This is a genomic window from Micromonospora phaseoli (assembly GCF_900109115.1).
Classification (GTDB): Bacteria; Actinomycetota; Actinomycetes; order Mycobacteriales; family Micromonosporaceae; genus Micromonospora; species Micromonospora phaseoli.
Map to the genome: position 1 here is coordinate 118,282 of NZ_FNYV01000006.1, position 23,114 is coordinate 141,395.

Sequence of the window (23,114 nt, forward strand, 5' to 3'; positions counted from 1 at the left end):
CGACCGCGGCGCTCAGGAGTGGCCGTACGGCTCCGCCGGCTCGCCCGCCTCGACCGAACCGAGCGCACGGCTGACCGACATCGGCTCCATCGCGCTGTCGTCGTACACGGTCGGCATCTCCTCCACCGCCGTCTCGGCATCCACCAACGTCTCGGAGTGGGCGCCGCAGCCATGGTCGACGCTCACCACCCGGCCGTCGTCGGGGGCGTAGAAGTTGCCGCAGACACCGAAGCACTGCCGCAGGTTGCCCGCGAGCGGCAGGTAGAAGCCGCAGGTGCCGCAGCGGGCGGCGGTCGGCGCGGCGGTCGAGATCGGCGCCGACGGGCCGTGGTCGCCGTCGTACCAGCGCTGGGCCGTCTCGATGCGCCCTTCCCGCGACATCACCCGGGACCGGCCGAGCCCCAACTCCCAGGCGAGATCCTCGACGGCCGGGTCGTCGGACTGGAGGTAGCCGGGCTGGAGCCGCTCGTCGTCCGCCGGCGTCGGCAGCAGGTCGCCCGGGCCGAGGTCGCCCGGCTTGAGACGCTCCTGCCAGGGCAGCCAGCCCGGTGCGAGCAGCGCGTCCGGCCCGGGCAGCAGCACGGTCTCGCAGATCGTCACGGTACGGCTGCGCGCGACCCGGGTGACGGTGACGGCCCACCGCCAGCCGCGATAACCGGCCAATCGGCACTCGAAGTAGTGGGTGACGGTCCGGTCACCTTCGGCGACCACCTGGAGGTGATCGCCGACGTCGTCGGGCCCCACCTCGGTGATGCCGGTGCGCGCCACCTCGACGGCGGCGGCGCAGACCTGGTCGAGACGAACGGCGCGGGCGGAGGCGGGCCTGGTCACCCGACCATTGTCCCCCATCGGTGCGGTCGGCTGTGAGGCACTCCCCAGAGGTGTTCTGCGGAAGTGGCGCGGCATCTGTCGGGCCGATGGTTCAGGATGGTTCCCATGCCGCTGTTCTCCCGCTCCGAGCGGTCCCTCCTCGGGCGGACCGTCGGCACCGGCATCCGCGCCGTTCGGCTGCTGCTGCGGGGTTCGCTCAGTGGGGGGCGCTGGGCGACCCGCAGTGCCGCCCGGGCCCGGGCCCGGGGCGCCGGCGGCGAGACCGGCATGGTCCGCCTGTTCGATCTGCACGCGGTCTCCTGCGCCGGGGACACGCTGATCGCCATCGGACTGGCCGGCACGATCTTCTTCAACGTGCCGCTCGGCGAGGCGCGGAGCAAGGTGGCGCTCTACCTGCTGGTGACCATGGTGCCGTTCGCGATGCTCGCCCCGGTGGTCGGGCCACTGCTCGACCACTTCCGGCACGGCCGCCGGTACGCCCTGGCCACCACCATGCTGGGCCGGGCGTTTCTGGCCTGGTTGATCTCCGATTACATCCACGGCTTCGGGCTGTACCCGGCGGCCTTCGGCGTGCTGGCGCTGTCCCGGGCGTACGGAGTGGCCCGCTCCGCGGCCGTACCCCGGCTGCTGCCGGAAGGGCTCGGCCTGTCCCAGGTCGGCGCGAGAGCCAGCGTGTACGGCACGGTCGCCGGGGCCCTGGTCGCCCCGATCGGCCTGGCCGCGTTCTGGTTCGGACCGCAGTGGCCGCTACGGGTCGCCTCGGTGATCTTCCTGGTCGGCATGGTGATCTCCCTCCGACTGCCGCCGAAGGCCGATTCCGAACCACCGGAGCGGGTGCCGCGACCGCTACGGGCGCTGCGGCGCGGCACCGGCGAGCGACCACTGGGCCGGGGCCGCCCCGCCGGACGGTTGGTGATCTCGAACCTGATCGGGGCGGCCACGCTGCGCGCGGTCTACGGCTTCCTGCTGCTCTTCCTGGCCTTCACCATCAAGGCCGGCGACCTGACCACCGTGGTGTTCGGGCGCGACCTGGGTGACGAGGGAGCACTCGGCCTGGTGGGCGGGTCACTGGCCATCGGCACCTTCCTGGCCACCGCGATCGGTACCCGACTGCGAATCCACCGGCCAGCCGCCCTCCAGTCCAGCGGCATGGTCATCGTCGCCGGTGTGGCCGTGCTCACCGTACTGAGCTTCTCGCTGCCGATGGTCGCCCTACTCTGCGTGGTCGCGGCCATGATGAGCGGCATCGCCAAGCTCGCCGTGGACGCCTCGATCCAGGAGCGCATCCCGGAACGGCTACGGGCCAGTTCCTTCGCCCACTCCGAGACGGCGCTGATGCTCGCCTTCGTGGCCGGCGGCGGTCTGGGGCTCGTACCCTTCGACGGCCGGGTCGGCATAGCCGTCGCCGCCGGTGTCGGCACGCTGGCCGCCGCCCGTGCGCTGGTGATGGCCCGACGGCTGCGGTCCGAGCGGCTGCGCGGCCGGCCGCTGACCGATGACGAGCGGGCCGCCGAGGAAAAGGCCGCCGACGAGCGCGCCGCCGAGGAAAAGGCCGCTGACGAGCGGGCCGCCGAGGCACGGGCCGCCGACGAGCAGGCCGCCCGGGATCGGGAGGCCGCCGAGGCCGCCCCCACCTCCCCGGCGCCCTTCCACGGCGGAGCGAGCACCGAGGAGCCCGGCCTCGCGCCGCCCGGCTTCCACATCTACCGCCCGTCGTCGGCGGTCAGCGGGGCCGGCGACGACGAGACCCGGCGCAGCTCGCCTGGTTCCATGAAGTGACCGGCCTGCTCGTGGTCACCGCGGTCCCCGCCGAGGCGGAGGCGATCCAGGCCGGCCTCGCCGATCCGACGGTGGCGGTGGTGCCGGTGGGTGTGGGCCCGGCCGTCGCCGGGGCGGCGACGGCCCGGTTGCTGGCGCTCGCCGAGATGGCCGACCGACCGTACCGAGGGGTGATCAGCGCGGGCGTGGCCGGCGGTTTCGTGGGCCGGGTGGCGGTCGGCGACATCGTGCTCGGCACCCGTGCCGTCGCCGCCGATCTGGGCGCCGAATCACCCGACGGCTTCATCCCCGTCGACAAGCTGGGCATGCCACCCGAACTACTCGGCGGCGGCACCGACGTCGCCGTCGACTCCACCCTGCTGGCCGCCCTACGCGCCGCACTGCCGGACGCCACCGTCGGGCCGGTGCTGACCGTGAGCACCGTCACCGGCACCACCGCCAGCACGGACGCACTGAGCCAGCGCCACCCGGACGCGGTGGCCGAGGCGATGGAGGGGTACGGCGTGGCCGTGGCCGCCAGCCACGCCGGCGTGCCCTTCGCCGAACTGCGCGCCATCTCGAACCCGATCGGCCCACGCGACCGCGACGCGTGGCGGTTACGCGACGCCCTCGCCGCCCTGACCGCCGCAGCTGCCGCCCTGCGTTGACAGCCGGCAGCTGCCCCGACGCTCGAACGTTCCGTCACCGGTGGTCGAGGCGCAGGGACTGGGGCCGGGTCCGCTCGATCCGGTAGCCGCACGCGAGCAGGAAATCGATGCCGCCGAACTCAGCCACGGCGCAGACTGTGCTCAGTCCGGCCCGACCGGTCTCCTCGGTCAACCTGGCCACCAGCCGCCGCCCGATGCCGAGCAGACGGAGCCCGGGAGCGACCAGCACGCCGTCGAGCACCACCTCCCGCTGGTCGCCCAGATCCTCGCCAAGCAGCAGATCGAGGCTGCGCTGATGAGCACGCAGTTCACCCACGACATCGCCGTCAGGCAACTCGGCTATCAGCCGCCAGCATCCGTCCGGCACGCCGTCGGTGAGTCGACGGATCCGTACCGAGTCGCGGAGCCTCTGCCGTAGTCGTCGCTCATCCCGGCGGCCCCGGTCAAGGTCGTAGGTCACCTCGGGAACCCGCAGCGGCCACCGGTCGGGCGGCAGCGAATACGAGTGCGCCCACCAGGCACCCGGCCAGTCATGGAGCGTCCGCACCTTTCGTACGTCAAGATGGGCCGGATAACGGCGGCCCGCCTCGTCCCGCCGGGCGTCGTCGGAGACAGCGTCGCCCACCAGGGCCGCAAGGGCTGGGGCGCCGGCAAGGCCTGGATCGCTGGCTGCGGCAATCCGCAACGTCGCGCCCAGATCCACCGAGTCACCGCTCCCATCCCCCATGCCACGATGCTCCCGCTCCGCCGGCCGACCACTCAACCCCCGGCGCGCATCTGTGGATAACTCTCTGGAGAGATGCGGACGCTCGCGGTCGACGTGGGCGGCGGAGCGGGAGGGCGGGGGGTTCGGGGCTCGGCGGCCACAAGAGGCGACGGTCTGGTGTTCGGACACTGTCGAGCTGAACCGTTTGTGCTATCACGTCCGATGGCACAGCGGTCGGAGCTAGACCGTCCCAACCACCGGCAGCGGGCTCACCCGGCCAACCCCGCAACGCACGGGCACCACCGACCTGACACAGCCGACCCGAACGCACCTCCGGCCGACGCGCTCGCGCCGCAGCTCGGCCGGGTCCCCGGGCCATGTCCAAGGGGGCACGCCTCCTGCACCCTCAGGTGGCAGCCCCCACCCCAGTAGTTTTTCCCACCGATCCGTCTGCGCTCTCAGCTCGACAGTGCTCGAACCCACCTACTGACCTCCCCGACTTCCGGGCCACACCTTTCTTTCCGGGCCTGGCCTCGGGGGCCTCGGGCCTCCGGGGCAGGGGCGGTCGGGGGAGGGCGGAGAGGGCGGGGCGGACCGTCGGGGGCGGGGCGGAGCAGGTCGGGGGCAGGGTTACGGTGGGGGTGTGGCGCTCTCGCTGGCGATCTCGCCCTGTCCCAACGACACGTTCGTCTTCCACGCCCTGGTGCACGGGCGGGTGCCCGGCGCGCCGCCGATCGAGGTGACGTACGCCGACGTCGATGTCACCAACACCGCCGCCGAGCGGGGCGCGTTCGACCTGGTGAAGGTCAGTTACGCGGCGTTGCCGTGGCTGCTGGACGACTACCACCTGCTGCCCTGCGGGGGTGCGCTGGGGCGGGGATGCGGCCCGTTGGTGCTCACCCGGTCCGACCGTGACGGCGGGCCGGCCCGAGTTGATCTTACCGGTGCCACTGTGGCGGTGCCTGGTGACCGGACCACGGCCTACCTGCTCTTCCGGCTCTGGGCCGCCGGCCGGACGCCGCGACGCATCGAGGTGGTGCCGTTCCACGAGATCATGCCGGGCGTCGCCGCTGGACGGTACGACGCCGGGCTGGTGATCCACGAGGCTCGGTTCACCTATCCGCGGCACGGCCTGACCGCCCTGGTCGACCTGGGCGAATGGTGGGAGGCCGACACCGGCCTGCCGATCCCACTCGGCGCCATCCTGGCCCGCCGGGGCGCGGTCGATCCGCAGCAGGCCGCCGGCTGGATCCGGGACTCCGTCCGCCGGGCCTGGGCGGACCCGGCGGCCAGCCGGGCGTACGTGCTGGCGCACGCCCAGGAAATGGAGCCCGACGTGGTGGACCGGCACATCGGCCTCTACGTCAACGAATTCACCGCGGAACTGGGGGAAGCGGGATTCGCCGCCGTCGAGGCGCTGCTGGGCCGGGCCGCCGACGCCGGGTTGGTACCTCAGACCTCCAGCTCGCGGGCGACCGCGTGGACCAGCTGAGCGATCTTCTGCGCGCTCTTGCGATCCGGGAAACGGCCCCGGCGCAGATCCGGCTGGACCTTCGCCTCCAGTACCTTGATCATGTCTTCGACCAGGCCGTGCAGCTCCTCGGCGGGCCGACGGCGCAGCTCCGCCACGGACGGCGGAGCGTCCAGCAGCTTCACCCCCATCGCCTGCGCACCCCGCCGGCTGTCCACCACGCTGAAGTCGACCCGCTGGCCGCCCTTGAGGTCGGTGACACCCGCCGGCAGCGCGCCCTTCGGCAGGAACACGTCGCCACCCTCGTCACTGGTGACGAACCCGTATCCCTTGGTGGCGTCGTACCACTTCACTCGACCCGTAGGCACGTGAGAACCCCTGCTTCGTTCGAACCGTCTACTGCTTCAAGGCTAGCCGGATCATGCCGTCGAGCGCCGCCGGGAATCCGGTGAGATCCGCCAGCACCGTCGCCGCGCCGGCAGCTCGCAGGTCGTCGGCCGAACACGGGCCCGTCGTCACCGCGATCCCGGGCACCTGTGCCGCCTGTGCGGCGACCATATCCGCGACGTGATCACCGACATAGTGGGTCGCACCGTGCTCCCGCAGTGCGGTCGCCTTCTCCTCGGCGAACAGGTCGCCGGCCAACTCGTCCACCACCAGGCCGAGGTGGTCCAGGTGCAGCCGGGCCAGCCGGCCCAGCTTGGAGGTGACCACGAGCACCCGGCCGCCCCGCTCCCGCACCGCTTCGAGCGCCTCCCGGGCACCGGGCAGCGGGACGGTCGGCGTGATCGCGTACGCGGGATAGAGCTCGCGGTAGACGCGGACCGCCTCCTCGACCTGCTCCGGCGGGAACCAGTGGGCGATCTCGGTACGCAGCGGCGGGCCCAGCCGGGACACGGCGGCCTCGGCGTCGACGGGCACCCCGGTCCGCTCGGTCAACGCGTGGAACGCCGCAGCTATGCCGGGACGCGAGTCGACCAGAGTCATGTCGAGATCGAATCCGACCGTCAGTGCACCCGTTGGAAGCATCCTGCGAAGCTACCCGGCTACCGGACCGACCGGTACGTCCCAGGGGCACAAGTGGCCCCGGCCGGGCTAGCGTGGAAAGACAATGAGCACCTCACTCGCCGATCACCTGCGTTCGCTGCCCGACGAGTCCCTCGCCGCGCTGCTCCAACTGCGGCCCGACCTCGTCGTACCGGTCCCCGCCGATGTCGACGCCCTGGCCATCCGGGCCCAGTCCCGCGTCTCGGTGTCGCGCGCCCTGGACGAGCTGAACCAGTTCACCCTCCAGATCATGGACGCGGCCCGGTTGACCCGTGACCCGGCCGACGGCACCACCTCGGTCGACGAGGTCCTCGCGCTGGCCACCACCGGCCCGCACCCGCCCGCACCGACCGCCGTCCGGGCGGCCGTCGACAGGCTGCGCGCCCGATTCCTGCTCTACGGGCCGGAGAGCGCCCTGCAACTGGTCGGCGGCATCGACGAGATCTCCCCGTACCCGGCGGGCCTCGGCCGGCCAGCGGCGGAGTTGGACCCGCGCACGGCCGCGCTCTGCGCGGACCCGGCGAAGCTGCGGCGAACGCTGCTGTCCGCGCCGCCGTCGGCCCGGGCGATCCTGGACCGGCTGGCGGCCGGTCCACCGGTCGGCAGCGTGCCGCCCGGCGCGCTACAGGCGCCCGCGGTCGGCGCCGACGACGACCTGCCGCCGGACGACACCAACGGCGGCGCACCGACCGGCTCGCCGATCCGTTGGCTGGTCGACCATCGCCTGCTGGTGCGGGTCGCCGGCGGCAAGGGCGGCACCACCGGGATGGTGGAGCTGCCCCGGGAGATCGGCCTGCTGCTGCGGCGCGACACCGGACCGCTGGGCCCGCTGAGCTCAAGCCCACCCCCGGTGACGGCCACGCCACGCGAGCCGAAGGCCGTCGACTCCGCCGGGGCCGGGCAGAGCATGGAGGTGGTACGCCACACCGAGGCGCTGCTGGAGCAGTTGGCCACCGAGCCCGCGCCGGTGCTGCGCTCGGGTGGCATCGGCGTGCGTGACCTGCGCCGGTTGGCGCGCGTCACCGGGCTGGACGAGTCGACGGCGGCGCTGCTGCTGGAGGTCGCGTACGCGGCTGGGCTGACCGGCGAGGTGGAGCTGCCCGGTGCCGTCGGCCGGTACGGCGCCGACCAGCAGGTGCTGCCGACCGCCGGATACGAGATGTGGCGAGTTGGTTCGCTGGCCCAGCGCTGGGAGCAGCTGGCCCGGGCCTGGCTGACCATGACCCGCCAGGTGGGGCTGGTCGGTCAACGCGACGATCGGGACCGGCCGATCACCGTGCTCTCCGCGGAGGCGGAACGGGCCGGCTCGCCGGCCGCCCGCCGGGCGGTGCTCGGGGTACTCGCCGATGTGGAACCGGCCACCGCGCCGAGCGTCGACGAGGTGCTGGCGCTGCTCGACTGGCGGGCACCCCGGCGCAGCCGGGGCCGGGAGCCGGCGCACCGGGAGATGCTCGCCGAGGCGGCCACGCTGGGCGTGACCGGGCTGGGGGCGCTCACCTCGTACGGGCGGCTGCTGCTGGCCGAGACGGCGGCGACCGACGGACGCGACGCGGACGACCCGCTCGGTCTCCGGGCCGACGCCGAGGACGCCGAGGCCGGCACCGCAATCCGGGCGCTGGACACCCTGCTGCCGGCTCCGGTGGATCACTTCCTCGTCCAGGCCGACCTGACCGTGGTGGTGCCCGGACCTCCCGAGCCGGCGCTCGCCGCCGAGTTGGAGATCCTCGCCGAGCCCGAGTCGGCCGGTGGGGCGAGTGTGCACCGGGTCACCACGGGCAGCGTGCGCCGGGCGTTGGACGCCGGATACTCCGCCGACGACCTGCACGAGCTGTTGCGGCGCCGGTCCCGCACCCCGGTGCCGCAGGGGCTGACCTACCTGGTCGACGATGTGGCCCGCAAGCACGGTGGGCTGCGGATCGGTTCCGCCGGGGCGTACCTGCGCAGCGACGACGAGGCGCTGCTGGCTGAGGTGCTGGCCGACCGGCGGGTGGAGCCGCTGGCGTTGCGCCGGCTCGCACCGACGGTGCTGGTCACGCCGTATCAGGCCGGCCGGCTGCTGACCGTGCTGCGCGAGGCCGGCTACGCCCCGGTGGCCGAGGACGCAACCGGTTCGACGGTGCTCAGCCGGCCGAAGAACCGCCGGGCACCGGCCCGGGTGTCGGTGGCCACCCGGGCGATCGATCCGCTCGCCACCGCGCGCCTGCCGCTGCCGCGCCTGCTCGGCGTGGTGGATCAGATCCGCCGGGGTGACGCGGCGGCGCGGGCGGCCCGCCGGGCCCCGGCGGTGGTGCGGGGTGCGGCACCGGGCGGGCCGGTACCCGTACCCAGCCACAGTGACGCCCTGGCCGTGCTCCAACAGGCGGTACGCGACAAGGCGCTGGTCTGGGTGGGTTACGTCGACGCGCACGGGGCGACCGCGTCGAGGCTGGTGCGGCCGGTCTCGCTGGGCGCGGGTTACCTACGCGCGGAGGACGAACGCACCGAGATGCTGCACACCTTCGCGCTGCATCGGATCACCGCGGCGGTGCTGGAGAAGTGATCGAGCCGGTCAACGTCGGCTGCGCCGCACCGATCCGATGATCGCCACGACCAGCAGCAGCCCGAACGCGGTGCCGAGTGCCTCGCCGACCGAGTCGATAAAGCCCTGTTGGAGAACCAGCCAACCAAACAGGAACCAGCCGAATAGGATCAACCCGACGACCGTGTACGCGACCACGGTGGCGGTGGAGACCGGTTCGGGTGACGTTGCCTGCTCGCGTTCGAGGATCACTTCCTGATCGACGGTCATGCGCCCTCCCCCGTACGGTCCGGCCCTCGACGTCAAGAGTGTCATCCCGGGCGGCTGCCGACCAGCACCACCGGGTACCTAACCGGCCCAGCTCGTACCCTGCACGGGCGGCCGGCGAAACGAGGGCGGGGGTGCCGGTGCGGGCCGCTCGCCCCCGTTGGCTGTCCGCGATGACGGGAACGGCCCCCGCTTCCTGGCCCGTCTGACCGCGGATCGAACGCACACGCACCGGCACCCACCCGGCGGGACGCATGCGAGGGCGGTGTGGCGGCCCGATCACGAACTCGCCGGTTCGCCGCCCTCGACAACTCGTCCCCCTACAGCTAGACGTTCGGCGGTGCCGGCAGGGTTGCGCGCGCTGAGCTCTTTCTTGTCGTCCGGCTGTGCGTGTAACACTGGATGGTCGCCCTGAGGCAGGTCAGCTCCCTGTCGTGGTGAGACGGATCAGCCGTACGGAGGAGAGGATTCGGCGTGAGTGGTGGACCGCTAATCGTGCAGTCGGACAAAACCCTGCTGCTGGAGATCGACCACCCCGACGCGCAGGCCTGTCGAATGGCCATCGCGCCCTTCGCCGAGTTGGAGCGCTCCCCCGAGCACGTGCACACGTACCGGTTGACCCCGCTGGGGTTGTGGAACGCCCGGGCCGCCGGACACGACGCCGAGGGCGTGGTGGACGCGCTGCTCAAGTACTCCCGTTACCCCGTCCCGCACGCCCTGCTGGTGGACGTGGCCGAGACGATGGACCGGTACGGGCGGCTCCAGCTCGCCGCCGATCCGGCGCACGGTCTGGTCCTGCGCGCCCTGGACCGGGTGGTGCTCATCGAGGTGGCCAAGAGCAAGAAGCTCGCCGGGATGCTCGGCAACTGGATCGACGACGACACCATCGCGGTGCACCCGTCCGAGCGGGGCCGACTCAAGCAGGCGCTGCTCAAGCTCGGCTGGCCGGCGGAGGACCTGGCCGGGTACGTCGACGGCGAGGCCCACCCGATCGAGCTGGCCGAGACCGGCAAGGCGGGCGGCAGGCCGTTCACCCTGCGGTCGTACCAGCGGGAGGCGGTGGAGGCGTTCTGGGCCGGCGGGTCCGGCGTGGTGGTGCTGCCCTGCGGGGCGGGCAAGACCCTGGTGGGCGCGGCGGCGATGGCCGAGGCGAAGGCGACCACGCTGATCCTGGTCACCAACACCGTCGCCGGCCGGCAGTGGAAGCGGGAGCTGATCGCCCGCACCTCGCTGACCGAGGAGGAGATCGGCGAGTACTCGGGCGAGCGGAAGGAGATTCGCCCGGTCACCATCGCCACGTACCAGGTGCTCACCTCGCGGCGCGGCGGCGCCTTCACCCACCTGGACCTGTTCGGCGCCCGCGACTGGGGCCTGGTCGTCTACGACGAGGTGCACCTGCTGCCCGCACCGATCTTCCGGTTCACCGCGGACCTGCAGGCCCGTCGCCGCCTCGGGCTGACCGCCACCCTGGTCCGCGAGGACGGCCGGGAGGGCGACGTGTTCAGCCTGATCGGCCCGAAGCGGTACGACGCGCCGTGGAAGGACATCGAGTCGCAGGGCTGGATCGCCCCGGCGCAGTGCACCGAGGTCAGGGTCACCCTGACCGACGCGGAGCGGATGTCGTACGCGACCGCGGAGGCCGAGGAGCGCTACCGGATGGCGGCCACCGCCCGCACCAAGCTGCCGGTGGTGCGGGCCCTGCTGGACCGGCATCCGCAGGAGCAGACGCTGGTCATCGGCGCGTACATCGACCAACTCCACCAGTTGGGGGAGTATCTCGACGCGCCGATCGTGCAGGGGTCGACCACCAACAAGGAGCGCGAGCGGCTCTTCGACGCGTTCCGCTCCGGGGAGCTACGTACGTTGGTGATCTCGAAGGTCGGGAATTTCTCCATCGACCTGCCCGAGGCGGCGGTGGCGATCCAGGTCTCCGGCACCTTCGGTTCCCGCCAGGAGGAGGCGCAACGCCTGGGCCGGGTGCTCCGCCCGAAGGCCGACGGCCGGCAGGCGCACTTCTACACCGTGGTCTCCCGGGACACCATCGACACCGAGTACGCCGCCCACCGGCAGCGCTTCCTCGCCGAGCAGGGGTACGCGTACACCATCGTCGACGCCGACGACGTCCTCGGCCCACCCCTACCCACCGTCGACTGAATCGGCGCCACTCAGGCGGCCCTCAGTCTCCGCAGAATGTACTGGTTGAGGCTCAGGCCGTCCTCAGCGGCCTGGATGCTCAGTTCACGATGCAGGCTCTCTCCTACGCGGAGGTTGAACTTGCCCGAGTAGCTGCGTTCCGCGAACGGCTGCGGCACCTCCTCGCCCTGCTCCTCCATGTCCGCGATCACCTCGAGCAACAGAGCCTGCAACCCTTGCAGCGCCTCGATCTGAGAAGACGCCAGCCACGAGAGGGAAGGGAACTCGACACAGGTGGCGACGAACTCGTCGTCCTGGGCCGACCACGTCACTCGGTAGGTGTAGTGGAAGATCTCAGCGCGGGCATCGCTCTCCATCACATGGCCTCCTTCTTGTCGATCGCCTTGAGCACCTGCCGCACCTGGTACGCCTTGGCCTTACCTTTGTCGTTCTGGATATTGACGCGTGGGTCGCCGGCCCAGGGCATCTTGAAGACCGCGTGGGAGGTACCAGCCTGCCGTGGCTTCCCGAAGTAGTGCTCGCACACCCCGTAGAGATCGTTGTAGGCGACGTTCTGCTGGTTCTTCCGCATCGCTTCAATGAGCTTCTTCAGGGACGGCACCCACGAATGGTACCACGGGCGGTACCATTCTAGCTTTCGGATCGCCGTCTGGATAGGCGCCGCCGGCCGAGAAATCCGGCAACCGGTCGTCGACGGCGACCCGCAGCGGTCATCGGCTTGTGCTGGTCGTCGCACCCTGCCGCCCGTGCTGTTCGTTCGCCGTTAACGATCACGACAGTCCGTGCTCGATCGCGGCTGCCAGCCTCCGTCCCGTGTCTGCACAGACGGAGGACCAATGACCAGCAAGAAATCCATTCCCGTGCTGGCGGTGGCGGGGGCCGCCGTCGCCGCTCTCGCCATCACCGGTACGGCGCACGCCGGTCAGCTCCACCACGGGCCGACCAAGCCGGCGGCGAAGAGTTTCGACCGCACCGCCACCTACCCGGTGTTCCTGAACCGTCCGGCCGGCGAGGACCCCGCCACCGAGACGGTGGCCGAGATCTCCGACGTCAGCGAGGACGGTCGCACCCTGGTCTACACCGACGCGGCGGCCCGTCGGATCGGCTTCCTCGACATCTCCCGCGCCAACCAGCCGCGCGGGCTCGGCACCCTCTCCCTGGCCCAGCTCGGTGCCGCCGAGGACGAGCCGACCTCGGTGGCCGTGGTCGGCCGCTACGTCCTGGTGGTGGTGAACACCAGCGCCAGCTACACCGACCCGTCGGGTCGCCTCGACGTGATCGAGCTGGCCACCCGTAAGCGGGTCCGCAGCATCGACCTCGGCGGCCAGCCCGACTCGATCGCGATCAGCCACGACCAGCGGTACGCGGCGATCGCCATCGAGAACGAGCGGGACGAGGAGGCCACCCCGCCCGGCGGTGCGGAGGGCGACCTGCCGCAGGCCCCGGCCGGCTTCGTGCAGCTGGTGGACCTGCACGGCAGTGGTCCGCACCGCTGGTCGTTGCGCACCGTGCCGCTGACCACCGCTGGCGGACGGGCGCTGCCCGCCCTGGTCGCCGCCGGGATCGTCGAGCCCACCGACCCGGAGCCGGAGTACGTCACGATCAACCGGCGTAACCAGCTCGCGGTGACCCTTCAGGAGAACAACGGCGTCGTCCTGATCGACCTGCCCACCGGCCGGATCACCAGCGCTTTCAGCGCGGGTACCGCCTCAGTGCGGGGGATCGACACGGTCGAGGACGGCGTCATCGACCTGACCGGCTCGATCAGCGAGGTGCCGCGCGAACCGGACGCGATCGCCTGGGTCGACGACCGCTACCTGGCCACCGCGAACGAGGGCGACTGGCGGGGCGGCACCCGGGGCTGGACGGTCTTCGACAGCCGCACCGGCCGGGTGGCCTGGGACGCCGGCAACAGCTTCGAGTGGTTGGCCGTCCGGCACGGCCTGCACAACGAGGACCGGGCGGAGAACAAGGGCACCGAGCCGGAGGGGCTGGCCATCGCCGAGTACGGCGGCACCCGGTACGCCTTCGTCGGCTCGGAGCGCAGCAACTTCGTCGCCGTGTACGACGTGACCAAGCCGACCGCGCCGGTGTTCAAGCAGGTCCTGCCGGCCACAAACGGGCCGGAGGGGCTGCTGCCCATCCCGTCGCGCGGCCTGCTCGCCGTCTCCAGCGAGACCGACGAGGCCGGCGTCGGCGTCCGCGCCGCGGTGTCGCTGTACCAGCTCGGCAAGGACACCCCCGGCTTCCCGAGCATCGTCTCCGGCCCGGACGCCACCGGCACGCCGATCGGCTGGGGTGCGCTCGGCGCCCTCTCGGCCGACCCGAGGCAGCCGCACCTGCTGTACAGCGTGACCGACGCGGCGTACGCCAGGACCCAGATCTTCACCGTCGACGCCCGCAAGAGCCCGGCGGTGATCACCAGGGTGCTGCCGGTCCGCGACGAGCGGGGCGAGCCGGCGGGCTACGACGCGGAGGGCATCTTCGCCCGTCCGCAGGGCGGCTTCTGGTTGGCCGTGGAGGGTGCCAGCGGTCCGGAGAACAAGCTGGTCCGGTTGGACGCCGCCGGGGTGACCCGACAGGTCGTGCCGCTGCCCGCCGACGTCGCCGCCGGCCTGGGCAAGCAGGGCTTCGAGGGGGTCACCGCGACCACCGACAAGCGCGGCCGGGAGATCGTCTGGGCGGTGCTCCAGCGGGAGGTCGCCACCGACCCGGCAGGTGTGGTCCGGATCGGCCGGTACGACGTGGCCGCGGGCTCGTGGAGCTGGTTCGGGTACCGGTTGGAGCGGACCAGCGTCGCTGGTGACTGGATCGGGCTCTCCGAGATAACCGTGGTCGGTGACCGGCTCGCGGTGATCGAGCGGGACAAGCTGAACGGTCCAGCCGCCAAGATCAAGCGGATCTACACGGTGGAGCTGCCGGCCGGCCCGGCCACGCCCGGCCCGCTGCGGGTGCTGCCGAAGCGGCTCGCCCTGGACGTCCTGCCGGCGCTGCGCGCCACCAACGGCTGGACCCAGGAGAAGCTGGAGGGGTTGACCGTGGCCGGCAACGGCCAGGTGTACGCGGTCACCGACAACGACGGCGTCCAGGACGCCACCGGCGAGACGGTGCTGCTGCGCCTCGGCCCCGGCACCAAGGTCTTCGGCAACCGCTGACCCACCGAAGCAGGTGACCCGGGTCAGAGGACCCGGGTCACCTGCTCGGCGGCGATCACCGCGTCCCGGCCCGCCGGGTCGAGGTTGGCGCAGAGCACCACCGACGCGCCGGCCGACAGCGGGGCGAGCAGCCACTTCAGCGGCTGGTCCTGCTCGGCGGCGTCGACCAGCAGCCGATCGCCGACCCGCAGGTCGAGCTGCTCGGCCACCGCCCTGGCCACCCGGCCCCACTCGTCGTAGCTGGTGCCGTCGGGGCTGGCCGGGTCGGACGCGAACAGCGTGGGACGGTCGGCCGGGGCCGCACCGTGCCGCAGTACCTCCACGGACCAGTCGAGCCAGCCGATCGGCACGTCGGCCAGCCGGTCCGGCCCCATGCCGACGAGGTAGCGGTGCACCCCCTCGGGTACGTCCTCGAGCCAGTCGTCCAGACGCTCCGGGGTGACCAGGACCGCGTCGTACGGCCGGTCGCCGCCGGGCTCCAGCACCGGCAACCCGGCGGTGGCGCGCGGCCGGAACGACACCTCCAACCCCACCGACCAGGCCCCGAGCAGCACAGCGGCGGTACGCCAGTGCGGTGGCAGCAGCACCGCCACCCGGCTGCCCGGGGTCAGCCCACACCCGTCGCGCAGCAGCCCGGCGGCCCGCGCCGACCACCCGCCCAGCTCGGCAGCGGTCAGCTGCTGACGATGGCCGGTCCGGTGGTCAAGGTAGGTGAGCAGGGGCTGGTCCGGCTCGGCGAGGCCGACGAAGGACAGCACGGGCGCGGCAGAATGCATACGGTACGTCCTACTCCTGCTGCCCGGCCCTGTCCATGCCGACCCGCCCGTCTCGGCGGACGCCACTGGTCCTTGGTCGGCGGGGAGTAGCCCGATGGCAGTACCGGCGTACCCCGCGCCGCCCGGACAGTCGGGACATGACATCCCACGGGGAACCGATGTGGCGGCGACTCCTGCCGGTCGTGGCGCTCCTGCTGCTCGCCCCCTGGGCGGCCGAGTGCTCATGGGGCGGCTTCGCCGGGGCGGACATGCTGCTCGTCGTGATCGTCCTGGCCCCGATGTACGGGGGTGCGGCGGTACTGATCCGCGAGGCGGCCCGGCGTACCGGCGGAGGCTGGCCGATGATCGTGCTGCTCGCGGCGGGTTTCGGCGTGGTACAGGCGGGGCTGGTCGACCAGTCGCTGTTCAACCCCGACTACCTGGCCGACACCGAGTTCGCCGAGCTGAGCGCAGCGGACCGCACCCGGATCCCGGTGCTGGGCGTCAGCGCGCAGGAGGTGGTCGGTTTCCTGGGCAACCACGTGGCGCTGACCATCTGCGCACCGATCGCCGTCGTCGAGTCGTACCTCTCCCCGACGCGCCGCCTGCGCCCGTGGTTGCGGACCCCTGGCCTGATCACGGTGACGCTGCTCTACCTGCTGGGCAGCCTGGCCGTCTTCGCCGACGACAGCGGGCGTAAGGGCTTCCTGGCCAGTCCCGGGCAGCTCGCCGGGGCGGCTGCGGTGGTCCTCACCCTGGTCGTGGTGGCGGCCCTGCCCCGGTGGCGGCGTCGACCGGCACCGGCATCGGCCACCGCGCCGCGTCCACGCCGCCCAGCGGTGCTGGTCCTGGTGGTCTACCTGGGGGTGAGCATGCTGTCCGGCTGGGTCGGGGTCGTGGTGGCGGTGGTCGCCATCGCCGCGCTGACAGCGCTGCTCATCCGCTGGTCCGGGCGCACCGGGTGGGGGCAGGCGCACGTGCTGGCCTGCGCCGCGGGTGCGCTGGTCGGCGCGGCCACGCTGGCGTACCTGGTGCCCCCGTACGCGCCGGCGTCGCCCACCGAGGCCCTGGCCAGCGACGTGGTCGTCAGCCTACTCGCGGTGGTCCTGCTCACCGGCGCGTACGCGCGCCTACGCCGCTTCGGCGAGCTGGGTGCCGCGCGTTGATCGCGTTAACAGGGGGCCCTTGCTCTACCGCAGGCGTTAACAAGGGGCCCTTCCTTACGTCGGTAGCGGCGGGCCGCCGTGGAGCAGCGGGGCGAGCAGGTCGCCGTGCTGTTCGATCCGGTCGAGCACCTCGCCGGCCGTGAACGGCCGGGTCGACGGCCGCTGACCCGCTGCGCCGGCCGCCACCTCGTCCCAGGTCAGCGGCGTCGACACCGACGGGACCTGCTGGGCGCGCAGCGAGTACGGCGACACCGTCGTCTTCGCCGCGTTGTTCTGACTCCAGTCGATGAACACCTTGCCCGGTCGCAGGTTCTTCGCCATCTTCGACACGGTCAGCTTCGGGTGTTCGCGTTCCAGGTCCTGGGCGATCCGCCGGGCGTAGGCCGACACCTCGTCGGCGGGCTGGGCACCGGCGATCGGGCAGCAGAGCTGCATGCCCTTCTTCCCTGACGTCTTCGGGTACGCGTCGATCCCGTCGACAGCGAGACGGTCCCGCAGCAGCAGCGCCACCTGGCAGCACTGGCGCAGCGACGCCGGTGCCCCCGGGTCCAGGTCGACCACCATCAGGTCCGGGTGCGCACCGATCGTCCACTGCGGGGTGTGCAGCTCCAGGGCGGCCAGGTTGGCCAGCCAGACCAGGGTGGGCAGGTCGTCGGCGACCACGTAGTCGATGGTCTCCCGGCCCTTGGTGGAGCCGGGCGCGGGCAGCGTCTCGACGCGTACCCAGGACGGGGTGGCGGCGGGGGCGTTCTTCTCGAAGAACGAGTTGCCCTCCACACCGTTCGGGTAGCGGATCCGGGTGAGCGCCCGGTCGTGCAGGTGCGGCAGCAGCACCGGCGCCACCCGGGTGTAGTAGTCGATCACCTCGCCCTTGGTGAAGCCCGCCTTCGGGTAGAGCACCTTGTCGAGGTTGGACAGCTCCAGCGTGCGGCCCTGCACCTCCACCGGGAAGCGGTCAGCTGGCATCGTCGACCTCCTCGGCCGGCTTGTCGGGCCGCAGTCGCAGCACCCGGGGGAACCGCAGCCGACCGTCCGGGGTCCGCTGGCCGTACTTGACCTCCACCACCACCCGGGGGGTTACCCAGATCGCGCCTCGGGCATCCTCGCGGGGCACGTCGCCACTGAACGGCGCGCCCGTGGCGCGCAGCGGCTCCAGCTCGCGCAGCAGCTCGCGTTCGAGGGCGGCGCCGATGCCACCGCCGACCCGGCCCCGGTAGATGAGCCGTCCGTCGGCGCCCGGCACCCCGATAAGCAGGCCGCCGATCTTGCGTGCGCCGGGCCGCCAGCCACCGACCACGAAGTCACCCGTCACCTCCAGCTTGACCTTCACCCAGTCCGGCGAACGCACGCCGGGCCGGTAGGCCGCCCCCACCTGCTTGGCCATCACCCCTTCGAGGCCGTGTTCGCCGGCGGCCTCGTAGGTGGCCGGGCCGTCGAAGAAGACCGGGGGCACCGCCCACCGGGCCGCGCCGAGCCCCAGGCCGTCGAGGGCTTCCCGGCGCCGGCTGTAGGGCCAGCCGGTGAGGTCCTCGCCGCGCAGCCGCAACAGGTCGAAGATCATGTACGTGACCGGGACGGTGGCCGCCAGCCGGGCCGCCTTCGCGGGATCGCGCACGTGCATCCGCTCGGCCAGGGCGGTGAACGACGGCCGCCCGCCCGGGTCGAAGAGCACCACCTCGCCGTCGAGCAGCGCGTCGTCGATCTGTTCGCCGAGCATGATCAGTTCGGGGTACGCGGTGGTGATCTCCACGCCGGAGCGGGCGTACAACCGCGGTCGTCCGGCGGCGATGTCGGCCAGCGCGCGTACGCCGTCCCACTTGAACTCGTACGCCCAGCCGGCACCGGCCGGGAGCGGCCCGGTCATCGCGAGCATCGGCTTGAGCGGCGCGCCGGGCACGAATCGACTGTAGTAGCAGACCGAACACGTAGCGACAGGTTCGCCGTGATGCGAGCATGGTCGATATCGGGGAAGGGAGGGCAGGATGCGGGCCATCTGGAAGGGAGCCGTGTCGTTCGGGCTGGTCTCGATCGGGGTCAAGCTGTACTCGGCGACCGAGGAAAAAGACATCCGGTTTCACCAGGTGCACCGGGAGGACGGCGGGCGGATCCGGTACAAGCGCACCTGCCAGGTCTGCGGTGAGGAGGTCAGCTACGACGACATCGCCAAGGGCTACGACATCGGCGGCGGGGAGATGGTCATCCTGACCGACGAAGACTTCGCCGACCTGCCGTTGACCAGCTCCCGCGCGATCGACGTGCTGGAGTTCGTGCCGGCCGAACAGGTCGACCCGATCCTCTACAACAAGGCGTACTTCCTGGAGCCGGAGGGCACCGCGACCAAGCCGTACCTGCTGCTGCGGGACGCGTTGGCCGACTCCGAGCGGGTGGCGATCGTCAAGGTGGCGCTGCGCCAGCGGGAGCAGCTGGCCACCCTGCGGGTCCGCGAGGGGGTGCTGCTGCTGAACACGATGCTCTGGCCCGACGAGATCCGTAAGCCGGCCTTCGGCTTCCTCGACGAGGACCTCAAGATCCGGCCACCGGAGCTGGCGATGGCCACCTCGTTGGTCGACTCGATGGCCGGAGACTTCCATTCGGACGAGTTCACCGACGACTACCGGGCGGCGTTGCAGGAGGTCATCGACGCGAAGGTGGAGGGCCGTGAGGTGGTCCAGCCGGAGGAGGTCGAGGAGGCGCCGGCCGCCGCGGTGGACCTGATGGCCGCGCTCAAGGCGTCCGTGGAGCGGGCTCGGGCGGCCCGGGGCGAGGGCGGCGCGGCTGAGCCGACCCCGATCTCGTCGGCGCGCTCGGCCCAGCAGAAGGCGGCCAAGGCCCCGGCGAAGAAGGCCACCGCGAAGAAGGCCGCGTCGAAAAAGGCCGAAAGCGCCAGAAAGGCAGCGGACACGAAGGCCGAAGGCGCGAAGAAGGCTCAGAAGAAAGTGACCACCAAAAAGGCTGCTCCGAAGAAGGCCGCCCGCAAGACTGCCTGACCGCGAACTGCTGCGCGGGCCCTTGTCCGCTCAGCAGTTCGCCTGGTCGCAGCAGCACAGCCGGCGCCTCGGCCGCCCCATCATTCTCACTGGTAGCAATCGATCGTCGGAAGTGCGCCCACCACCAGGTACCGTGTGTCGGCGACGGCGTCTGCGCCCGGACGCACCCACCTCTCAACAGGGAGTCGACGACGTGAGCGAGAGCACGGAGAACCGGTCCACGAAGTCGCAGCGGCGGCTGGCCGAGCAGTTGGCCGCCCAGAAGGCGGCCGAGGCCAAGCGCCGCCGGCAGGCGTGGGCCGGCGCGTTCGCCGGCGTCGCCGTGGTGGCGGTGCTGATCACCGTGTTCGTGATCGTCGGCCAGCGCGGCGGTGACGACGCTCCCGAGCAGGCCGCCGGCACCCCGTCCGCCCCGGCGGAGGCGCCGGTCGATCCGGCCTCGCCGCCCGCTCCGCCCGCCCCGCAGTTGCCCGAGGGCGCCGACCCGGCGCTGGGCAGCAAGCCGACCGTCACTCCCGGCGAGGGCGAGCTGTCCAAGCTCACCGTGACCCCGCTGATCGAGGGCACCGGGCCGAAGGTCGAGGCCGGCCAGTCGATCACCACCAACTACGTCGGCGTGTTCTACGCCAACGGCGAAGAGTTCGACTCCTCCTGGGAGCGGGGCGAGCCGGCCACCTTCCCGATCGGCGTCGGTCAGGTCATCCCGGGCTGGGACAAGGGCCTGGTCGGGGTGACCGTGGGCAGCCGGGTGCAGCTCGACATCCCGGCCGAGCAGGCGTACGGCGACGGCGAGGGTGGTCGTCCGGGTGGCCCGCTGCGCTTCGTGGTGGACATCCTCGCCGCTCAGTGACCGTACGGTCGGCACGAACACGGAGGTAAGGGTGACGGCACGCGACGCTGCCGGGCGGACCGCCCGGTTGATGTGGACGCACTACGAGCCCGTGCACGCCGTCACCTACTTCCACCCGCGCGCCCGCGCCGCCTACGAGGCGGTCGGACTGCGCGGGTACTGGCGGGGCTACTTCGCCGGCCGGGCCGCGCCGCTCGGACCGACCGGTCCGGCTCCGGTGATCGCCGCCTTCTACAGCTTCGCCCCGCACATGGTGACCCGGGCCCTGCCGGCGGTGTGGCAGCTGGCCGCCCCCGAGGAGGCGCTGCGTGCCCGTCTGACCGGGGCGGTGCAGGCGCTCGCCGAGTTGACCTACGAGCTGCCCGAGCGGCACCTCACGGAGGCCGCCGAGCTGCTGGAGGCCGCCGCCGACGGGATCGAGGTCGCCGGCCGGGTGTTGGGCGCGGCCAACGCGGCCCTACCTCGCGGCGAGTATCCGCTGGCCCGGCTCTGGCAGGCCGCCACCACGCTGCGGGAGCACCGGGGCGACGGACACATCGCGGCGCTGGTCGCCGCCGATCTCGATCCGGTGGAGACGCTGACCTGGCGGGTCGCGGTCGACATGTCGCCGGCGAATCTGCTCGGCCGGAGCTGGTCGGAGCAGGAGTGGGCGCAGGCCCGTGAGCGGCTGGCCGGCCGGGGCTGGTTGACCGCCGACGGCGAGCCGACCGACCGCGGACGGGCCGGTTTCCAGGCGGTCGAGGAGGCCACCGACGAGGCCGCCGCCCGACCCTGGCGAGCGCTGGGGGCGGACCGGACGCAGCGCCTACGCGATCTGCTCGACCCCATCGCCCGCGCCGCCCACACGGTCATTCCGGAGGGCAGCCCAATCGGCCTCCCCGCCCTCCCCTAACCTCGTCTCCAGGTCGCCCCCGCGCCGACCCCGCGCCAACCCCGAAGAGTTGATCAAGAAGTTTTGGTCCAGTTTGATCTCCGGACTGGACCAAAACTTCTTGATCAACACGCGCCCGGGCAGCGGGGTGGCGGGTACGCGAGGATGGGGGTGTGGCGATGGATGCGGTGGTTTTCGACCTTGACGGTGTGATCGTGGATTCCGAGCCGGTGTGGGAGGAGGTGCGGCGGGGGTACGTCGCCGAGCACGGAGGCAGCTGGCAGGAGGACACCCAGCGGCGCCTGATGGGGATGAGCACCGGCGAGTGGGCCCGGTACCTCAGCGGCGAGTTGGGCGTGCGGCGCACCGCCGAGCAGGTGGCCGCCGAGGTGGTCGAGGAGATGGCCCAGCGATACGCGGCCCGGGTACCGCTGATCGACGGTGCGGACGAGGTGGTGCGCCGGCTGGCGGCGCGGTGGCCGCTGGGGCTCGCCAGTTCGTCGCCGACCCGGCTGATCGCGGCGGCGCTGGCCGCCACCGGTCTGGCCGACGCGTTCCGCACCACGCTGTCGACCGAGGAGACCGAGCGCGGCAAGCCCGCGCCAGACGTCTACCTGACCGTGGCGCGACGGCTCGACGTCGACCCGGCGCGCTGCGCGGCGGTGGAGGACTCCTCCAACGGGGTCCGGTCGGCGGCTGCGGCCGGGATGGCCGTGGTGGCGGTGCCGCACGGGGCGTACCCGCTGGATCCGGACGCGGAGCGGCTGGCTGCGACGGTGCTGGGTTCGATCGGCGAGTTGACCCCGAAGGTCGTCGACGGGCTCGGCTGAACCGCCACCGGGCGGTCCCCGCCCCGCCTACCGTCGACGGCATGAAGGCGATCGTGTACGAGCGCACCGGTGACCCTGCCGTGCTCCAACTGGTCGACCGGCCGGCGCCGGAGCCCGGTCCCGGTGAGGTGCTGGTGCGGGTCGCGGTGTCGGGGGTCAACCCGACGGACTGGAGGTCGCGTCGGCAGGGCACGCTGCCGGCCGGGTGGCAGACGCCCGGCCAGGACGGCGCCGGGGTCGTCGAGGCGGTCGGCGAGGGTGTCGACCGGGAGCTGATCGGCGAGCGGGTGTGGGTCTGGGAGGCCGCCTGGCAGCGGCCCTGGGGCACCGCCGCCGAGTACACCGTGGTGCCGGTCCGCCAGGCGGTACGCCTCGGCGACGCCTCCTTCGAGCTGGGTGCCTGCCTGGGCATCCCGTTCCTGACCGCGCACCGCTGCCTGACCGCTGGGGAGTTCCTGCCGGACAACCTCGGGCCGGGCGCGTTGAGCGACCACACGGTGCTGGTGCAGGGCGGGGCCGGTGCGGTGGGCAACGCGGCGATCCAGCTCGCGGCCTGGTCCGACGCCTGCGTGATCGCCACGGTGAGCAGCCCGGAGAAGGCACAGCTGGCAGCGGCGGCCGGCGCCAGCGTGGTGATCAACTACCGGGAACAGGACGTGGTGGAGGAGGTCCACAAGGTCGCGCCCGACGGGGTGCACGGCATCGTGGAGGTCTCCGCCGCGTGCAATGCCGCCACCGACGTACGGCTGTTGCACGCCGGCGGGGTGGTCAGTGTCTACGCCGACAACGGCGGCGGTGAGGTGACGCTGCCGATCGGACCACTGCTGGCGCCGAACGCCCGCTGGCAGTTCGTGCTGGTGTACACCATGCCGAAGGCGGCCAAGGCGCAGGCGGTGGTGGATGTCGCGGCGGCCGCCGCACAGGGCGGGATCCGGGTGGGCGCGGCGGCCGGCCTGCCGCTGCACTCCTATCCGCTGTCGCAGACCGCCGCCGCGCATCAGGCGGTGGAGGAGTCCGTGGTCGGGAAGGTGCTGGTCAGCGCCAGCGAATAGGGCCTGAGCAGGGCAAATTCTCCATCCG

21 protein-coding genes and 1 pseudogene are annotated in these 23,114 nt (G+C 72.3%); 12 read left to right on the forward strand and 10 right to left on the reverse strand.

What is annotated here, in order from left to right; genetic code table 11:
- Nucleotides 1-12: 12 nt before the first annotated feature.
- The gene (locus BMY89_RS16815; RefSeq protein WP_092380943.1) at nt 13-849 is read right to left on the reverse strand and encodes a DUF3027 domain-containing protein; all 837 of its coding nucleotides are present in this window, start codon (nt 847-849) and stop codon (nt 13-15) included.
- A gap of 87 nt (nt 850-936) precedes the next feature.
- On the opposite strand from BMY89_RS16815, the pseudogene BMY89_RS16820 reads away from it, so the two are divergent.
- Both BMY89_RS16820 and BMY89_RS16825 read left to right on the forward strand, forming a co-directional pair.
- Nucleotides 937-2,338: pseudogene (locus tag BMY89_RS16820) on the forward strand (MFS transporter); the annotation flags it as partial.
- Between the two features lie 268 nt (nt 2,339-2,606).
- Nucleotides 2,607-3,257 carry a futalosine hydrolase gene (locus BMY89_RS16825; protein ID WP_092380945.1) on the forward strand — a complete coding sequence of 217 codons (651 nt, stop codon included), beginning with the start codon at nt 2,607-2,609 and terminating at the stop codon, nt 3,255-3,257.
- A 34-nt stretch (nt 3,258-3,291) separates the two neighbouring features.
- Here the strand turns inward: BMY89_RS16825 and BMY89_RS16830 are convergent, their stop codons facing one another.
- Nucleotides 3,292-3,984 (reverse strand): GNAT family N-acetyltransferase, encoded by a 693-nt coding sequence (locus BMY89_RS16830; protein ID WP_111313831.1) that lies wholly within the window; start codon nt 3,982-3,984, stop codon nt 3,292-3,294.
- A 622-nt stretch (nt 3,985-4,606) separates the two neighbouring features.
- Between BMY89_RS16830 and BMY89_RS16835 the strand changes: the two genes are divergently transcribed.
- Nucleotides 4,607-5,455, forward strand: a complete 849-nt coding sequence (locus BMY89_RS16835; protein ID WP_092380947.1) for a 1,4-dihydroxy-6-naphtoate synthase — start codon at nt 4,607-4,609, stop codon at nt 5,453-5,455.
- Here BMY89_RS16835 and BMY89_RS16840 read toward each other — a convergent pair.
- Nucleotides 5,416-5,802, reverse strand: coding sequence for a cold-shock protein (locus BMY89_RS16840; RefSeq protein ID WP_092380948.1), 387 nt, complete (start codon nt 5,800-5,802; stop codon nt 5,416-5,418). The two genes, BMY89_RS16835 and BMY89_RS16840, sit on opposite strands and share 40 nt — an antisense overlap.
- Before the next feature lie 28 nt (nt 5,803-5,830).
- Nucleotides 5,831-6,463 carry an HAD family hydrolase gene (locus tag BMY89_RS16845; protein WP_092380949.1) on the reverse strand — a complete coding sequence of 211 codons (633 nt, stop codon included), beginning with the start codon at nt 6,461-6,463 and terminating at the stop codon, nt 5,831-5,833.
- A gap of 82 nt (nt 6,464-6,545) precedes the next feature.
- On the opposite strand from BMY89_RS16845, the gene BMY89_RS16850 reads away from it, so the two are divergent.
- Nucleotides 6,546-9,020, forward strand: a complete 2,475-nt coding sequence (locus BMY89_RS16850) for a helicase-associated domain-containing protein (RefSeq protein WP_092380950.1) — start codon at nt 6,546-6,548, stop codon at nt 9,018-9,020.
- A 9-nt stretch (nt 9,021-9,029) separates the two neighbouring features.
- Here BMY89_RS16850 and BMY89_RS16855 read toward each other — a convergent pair whose 3' ends face one another.
- Nucleotides 9,030-9,269 carry a hypothetical protein gene (locus BMY89_RS16855; RefSeq protein ID WP_092380951.1) on the reverse strand — a complete coding sequence of 80 codons (240 nt, stop codon included), beginning with the start codon at nt 9,267-9,269 and terminating at the stop codon, nt 9,030-9,032.
- Between the two features lie 471 nt (nt 9,270-9,740).
- On the opposite strand from BMY89_RS16855, the gene BMY89_RS16860 reads away from it, so the two are divergent.
- The gene (locus BMY89_RS16860; RefSeq protein WP_092380952.1) at nt 9,741-11,420 is read left to right on the forward strand and encodes a DNA repair helicase XPB; all 1,680 of its coding nucleotides are present in this window, start codon (nt 9,741-9,743) and stop codon (nt 11,418-11,420) included.
- A gap of 11 nt (nt 11,421-11,431) precedes the next feature.
- Here the strand turns inward: BMY89_RS16860 and BMY89_RS16865 are convergent, their stop codons facing one another.
- A complete protein-coding gene (locus BMY89_RS16865) occupies nt 11,432-11,776 on the reverse strand; it encodes a type II toxin-antitoxin system HicB family antitoxin (protein ID WP_092381205.1) in 345 nt (114 codons plus the stop codon).
- Nucleotides 11,776-12,021 carry a toxin HicA gene (locus BMY89_RS16870; RefSeq protein ID WP_232521389.1) on the reverse strand — a complete coding sequence of 82 codons (246 nt, stop codon included), beginning with the start codon at nt 12,019-12,021 and terminating at the stop codon, nt 11,776-11,778. The genes BMY89_RS16865 and BMY89_RS16870 overlap by 1 nt, the downstream gene beginning before the upstream one ends.
- 235 nt (nt 12,022-12,256) lie before the next feature.
- Between BMY89_RS16870 and BMY89_RS16875 the strand changes: the two genes are divergently transcribed.
- Nucleotides 12,257-14,575: an esterase-like activity of phytase family protein gene (locus BMY89_RS16875; RefSeq protein ID WP_092380954.1), complete on the forward strand. Its 2,319-nt coding sequence runs from the start codon at nt 12,257-12,259 to the stop codon at nt 14,573-14,575.
- A 23-nt stretch (nt 14,576-14,598) separates the two neighbouring features.
- On the opposite strand, the gene BMY89_RS16880 is transcribed toward BMY89_RS16875, so the two are convergent.
- Complete coding sequence (locus BMY89_RS16880) at nt 14,599-15,351, reverse strand: TIGR03089 family protein (protein WP_092380955.1); 753 nt, start codon at nt 15,349-15,351, stop codon at nt 14,599-14,601.
- Nucleotides 15,352-15,488: 137 nt separating this feature from the next.
- On the opposite strand from BMY89_RS16880, the gene BMY89_RS16885 reads away from it, so the two are divergent.
- Nucleotides 15,489-16,496: a hypothetical protein gene (locus BMY89_RS16885; RefSeq protein ID WP_092380956.1), complete on the forward strand. Its 1,008-nt coding sequence runs from the start codon at nt 15,489-15,491 to the stop codon at nt 16,494-16,496.
- 54 nt (nt 16,497-16,550) lie between these two features.
- Here the strand turns inward: BMY89_RS16885 and ligD (BMY89_RS16890) are convergent, their stop codons facing one another.
- Together ligD (BMY89_RS16890) and ligD (BMY89_RS16895) are read right to left on the reverse strand one after the other, a co-directional pair.
- Nucleotides 16,551-17,462 carry a non-homologous end-joining DNA ligase gene (gene ligD, locus BMY89_RS16890; protein WP_092380957.1) on the reverse strand — a complete coding sequence of 304 codons (912 nt, stop codon included), beginning with the start codon at nt 17,460-17,462 and terminating at the stop codon, nt 16,551-16,553.
- Complete coding sequence (gene ligD / locus BMY89_RS16895; protein ID WP_092380958.1) at nt 17,452-18,393, reverse strand: non-homologous end-joining DNA ligase; 942 nt, start codon at nt 18,391-18,393, stop codon at nt 17,452-17,454. Before ligD (BMY89_RS16895) ends, ligD (BMY89_RS16890) begins: the two co-directional genes overlap by 11 nt.
- Before the next feature lie 85 nt (nt 18,394-18,478).
- Between ligD (BMY89_RS16895) and ku the strand changes: the two genes are divergently transcribed.
- From ku to BMY89_RS16920, 5 genes are all read left to right on the forward strand, one after another.
- Nucleotides 18,479-19,483 carry a non-homologous end joining protein Ku gene (gene ku, locus BMY89_RS16900; protein ID WP_092380959.1) on the forward strand — a complete coding sequence of 335 codons (1,005 nt, stop codon included), beginning with the start codon at nt 18,479-18,481 and terminating at the stop codon, nt 19,481-19,483.
- A 193-nt stretch (nt 19,484-19,676) separates the two neighbouring features.
- The gene (locus BMY89_RS16905) at nt 19,677-20,333 is read left to right on the forward strand and encodes an FKBP-type peptidyl-prolyl cis-trans isomerase (RefSeq protein ID WP_092380960.1); all 657 of its coding nucleotides are present in this window, start codon (nt 19,677-19,679) and stop codon (nt 20,331-20,333) included.
- Nucleotides 20,334-20,403: 70 nt separating this feature from the next.
- Nucleotides 20,404-21,225, forward strand: coding sequence for an SCO6745 family protein (locus BMY89_RS16910; protein ID WP_092380961.1), 822 nt, complete (start codon nt 20,404-20,406; stop codon nt 21,223-21,225).
- Between the two features lie 158 nt (nt 21,226-21,383).
- Entirely contained in the window at nt 21,384-22,034 is a 651-nt protein-coding gene (locus tag BMY89_RS16915; protein ID WP_092380962.1) for an HAD family hydrolase, read from the forward strand.
- A 41-nt stretch (nt 22,035-22,075) separates the two neighbouring features.
- A complete protein-coding gene (locus tag BMY89_RS16920; RefSeq protein WP_092380963.1) occupies nt 22,076-23,086 on the forward strand; it encodes an NADPH:quinone reductase in 1,011 nt (336 codons plus the stop codon).
- Nucleotides 23,087-23,114 lie beyond the last annotated feature (28 nt).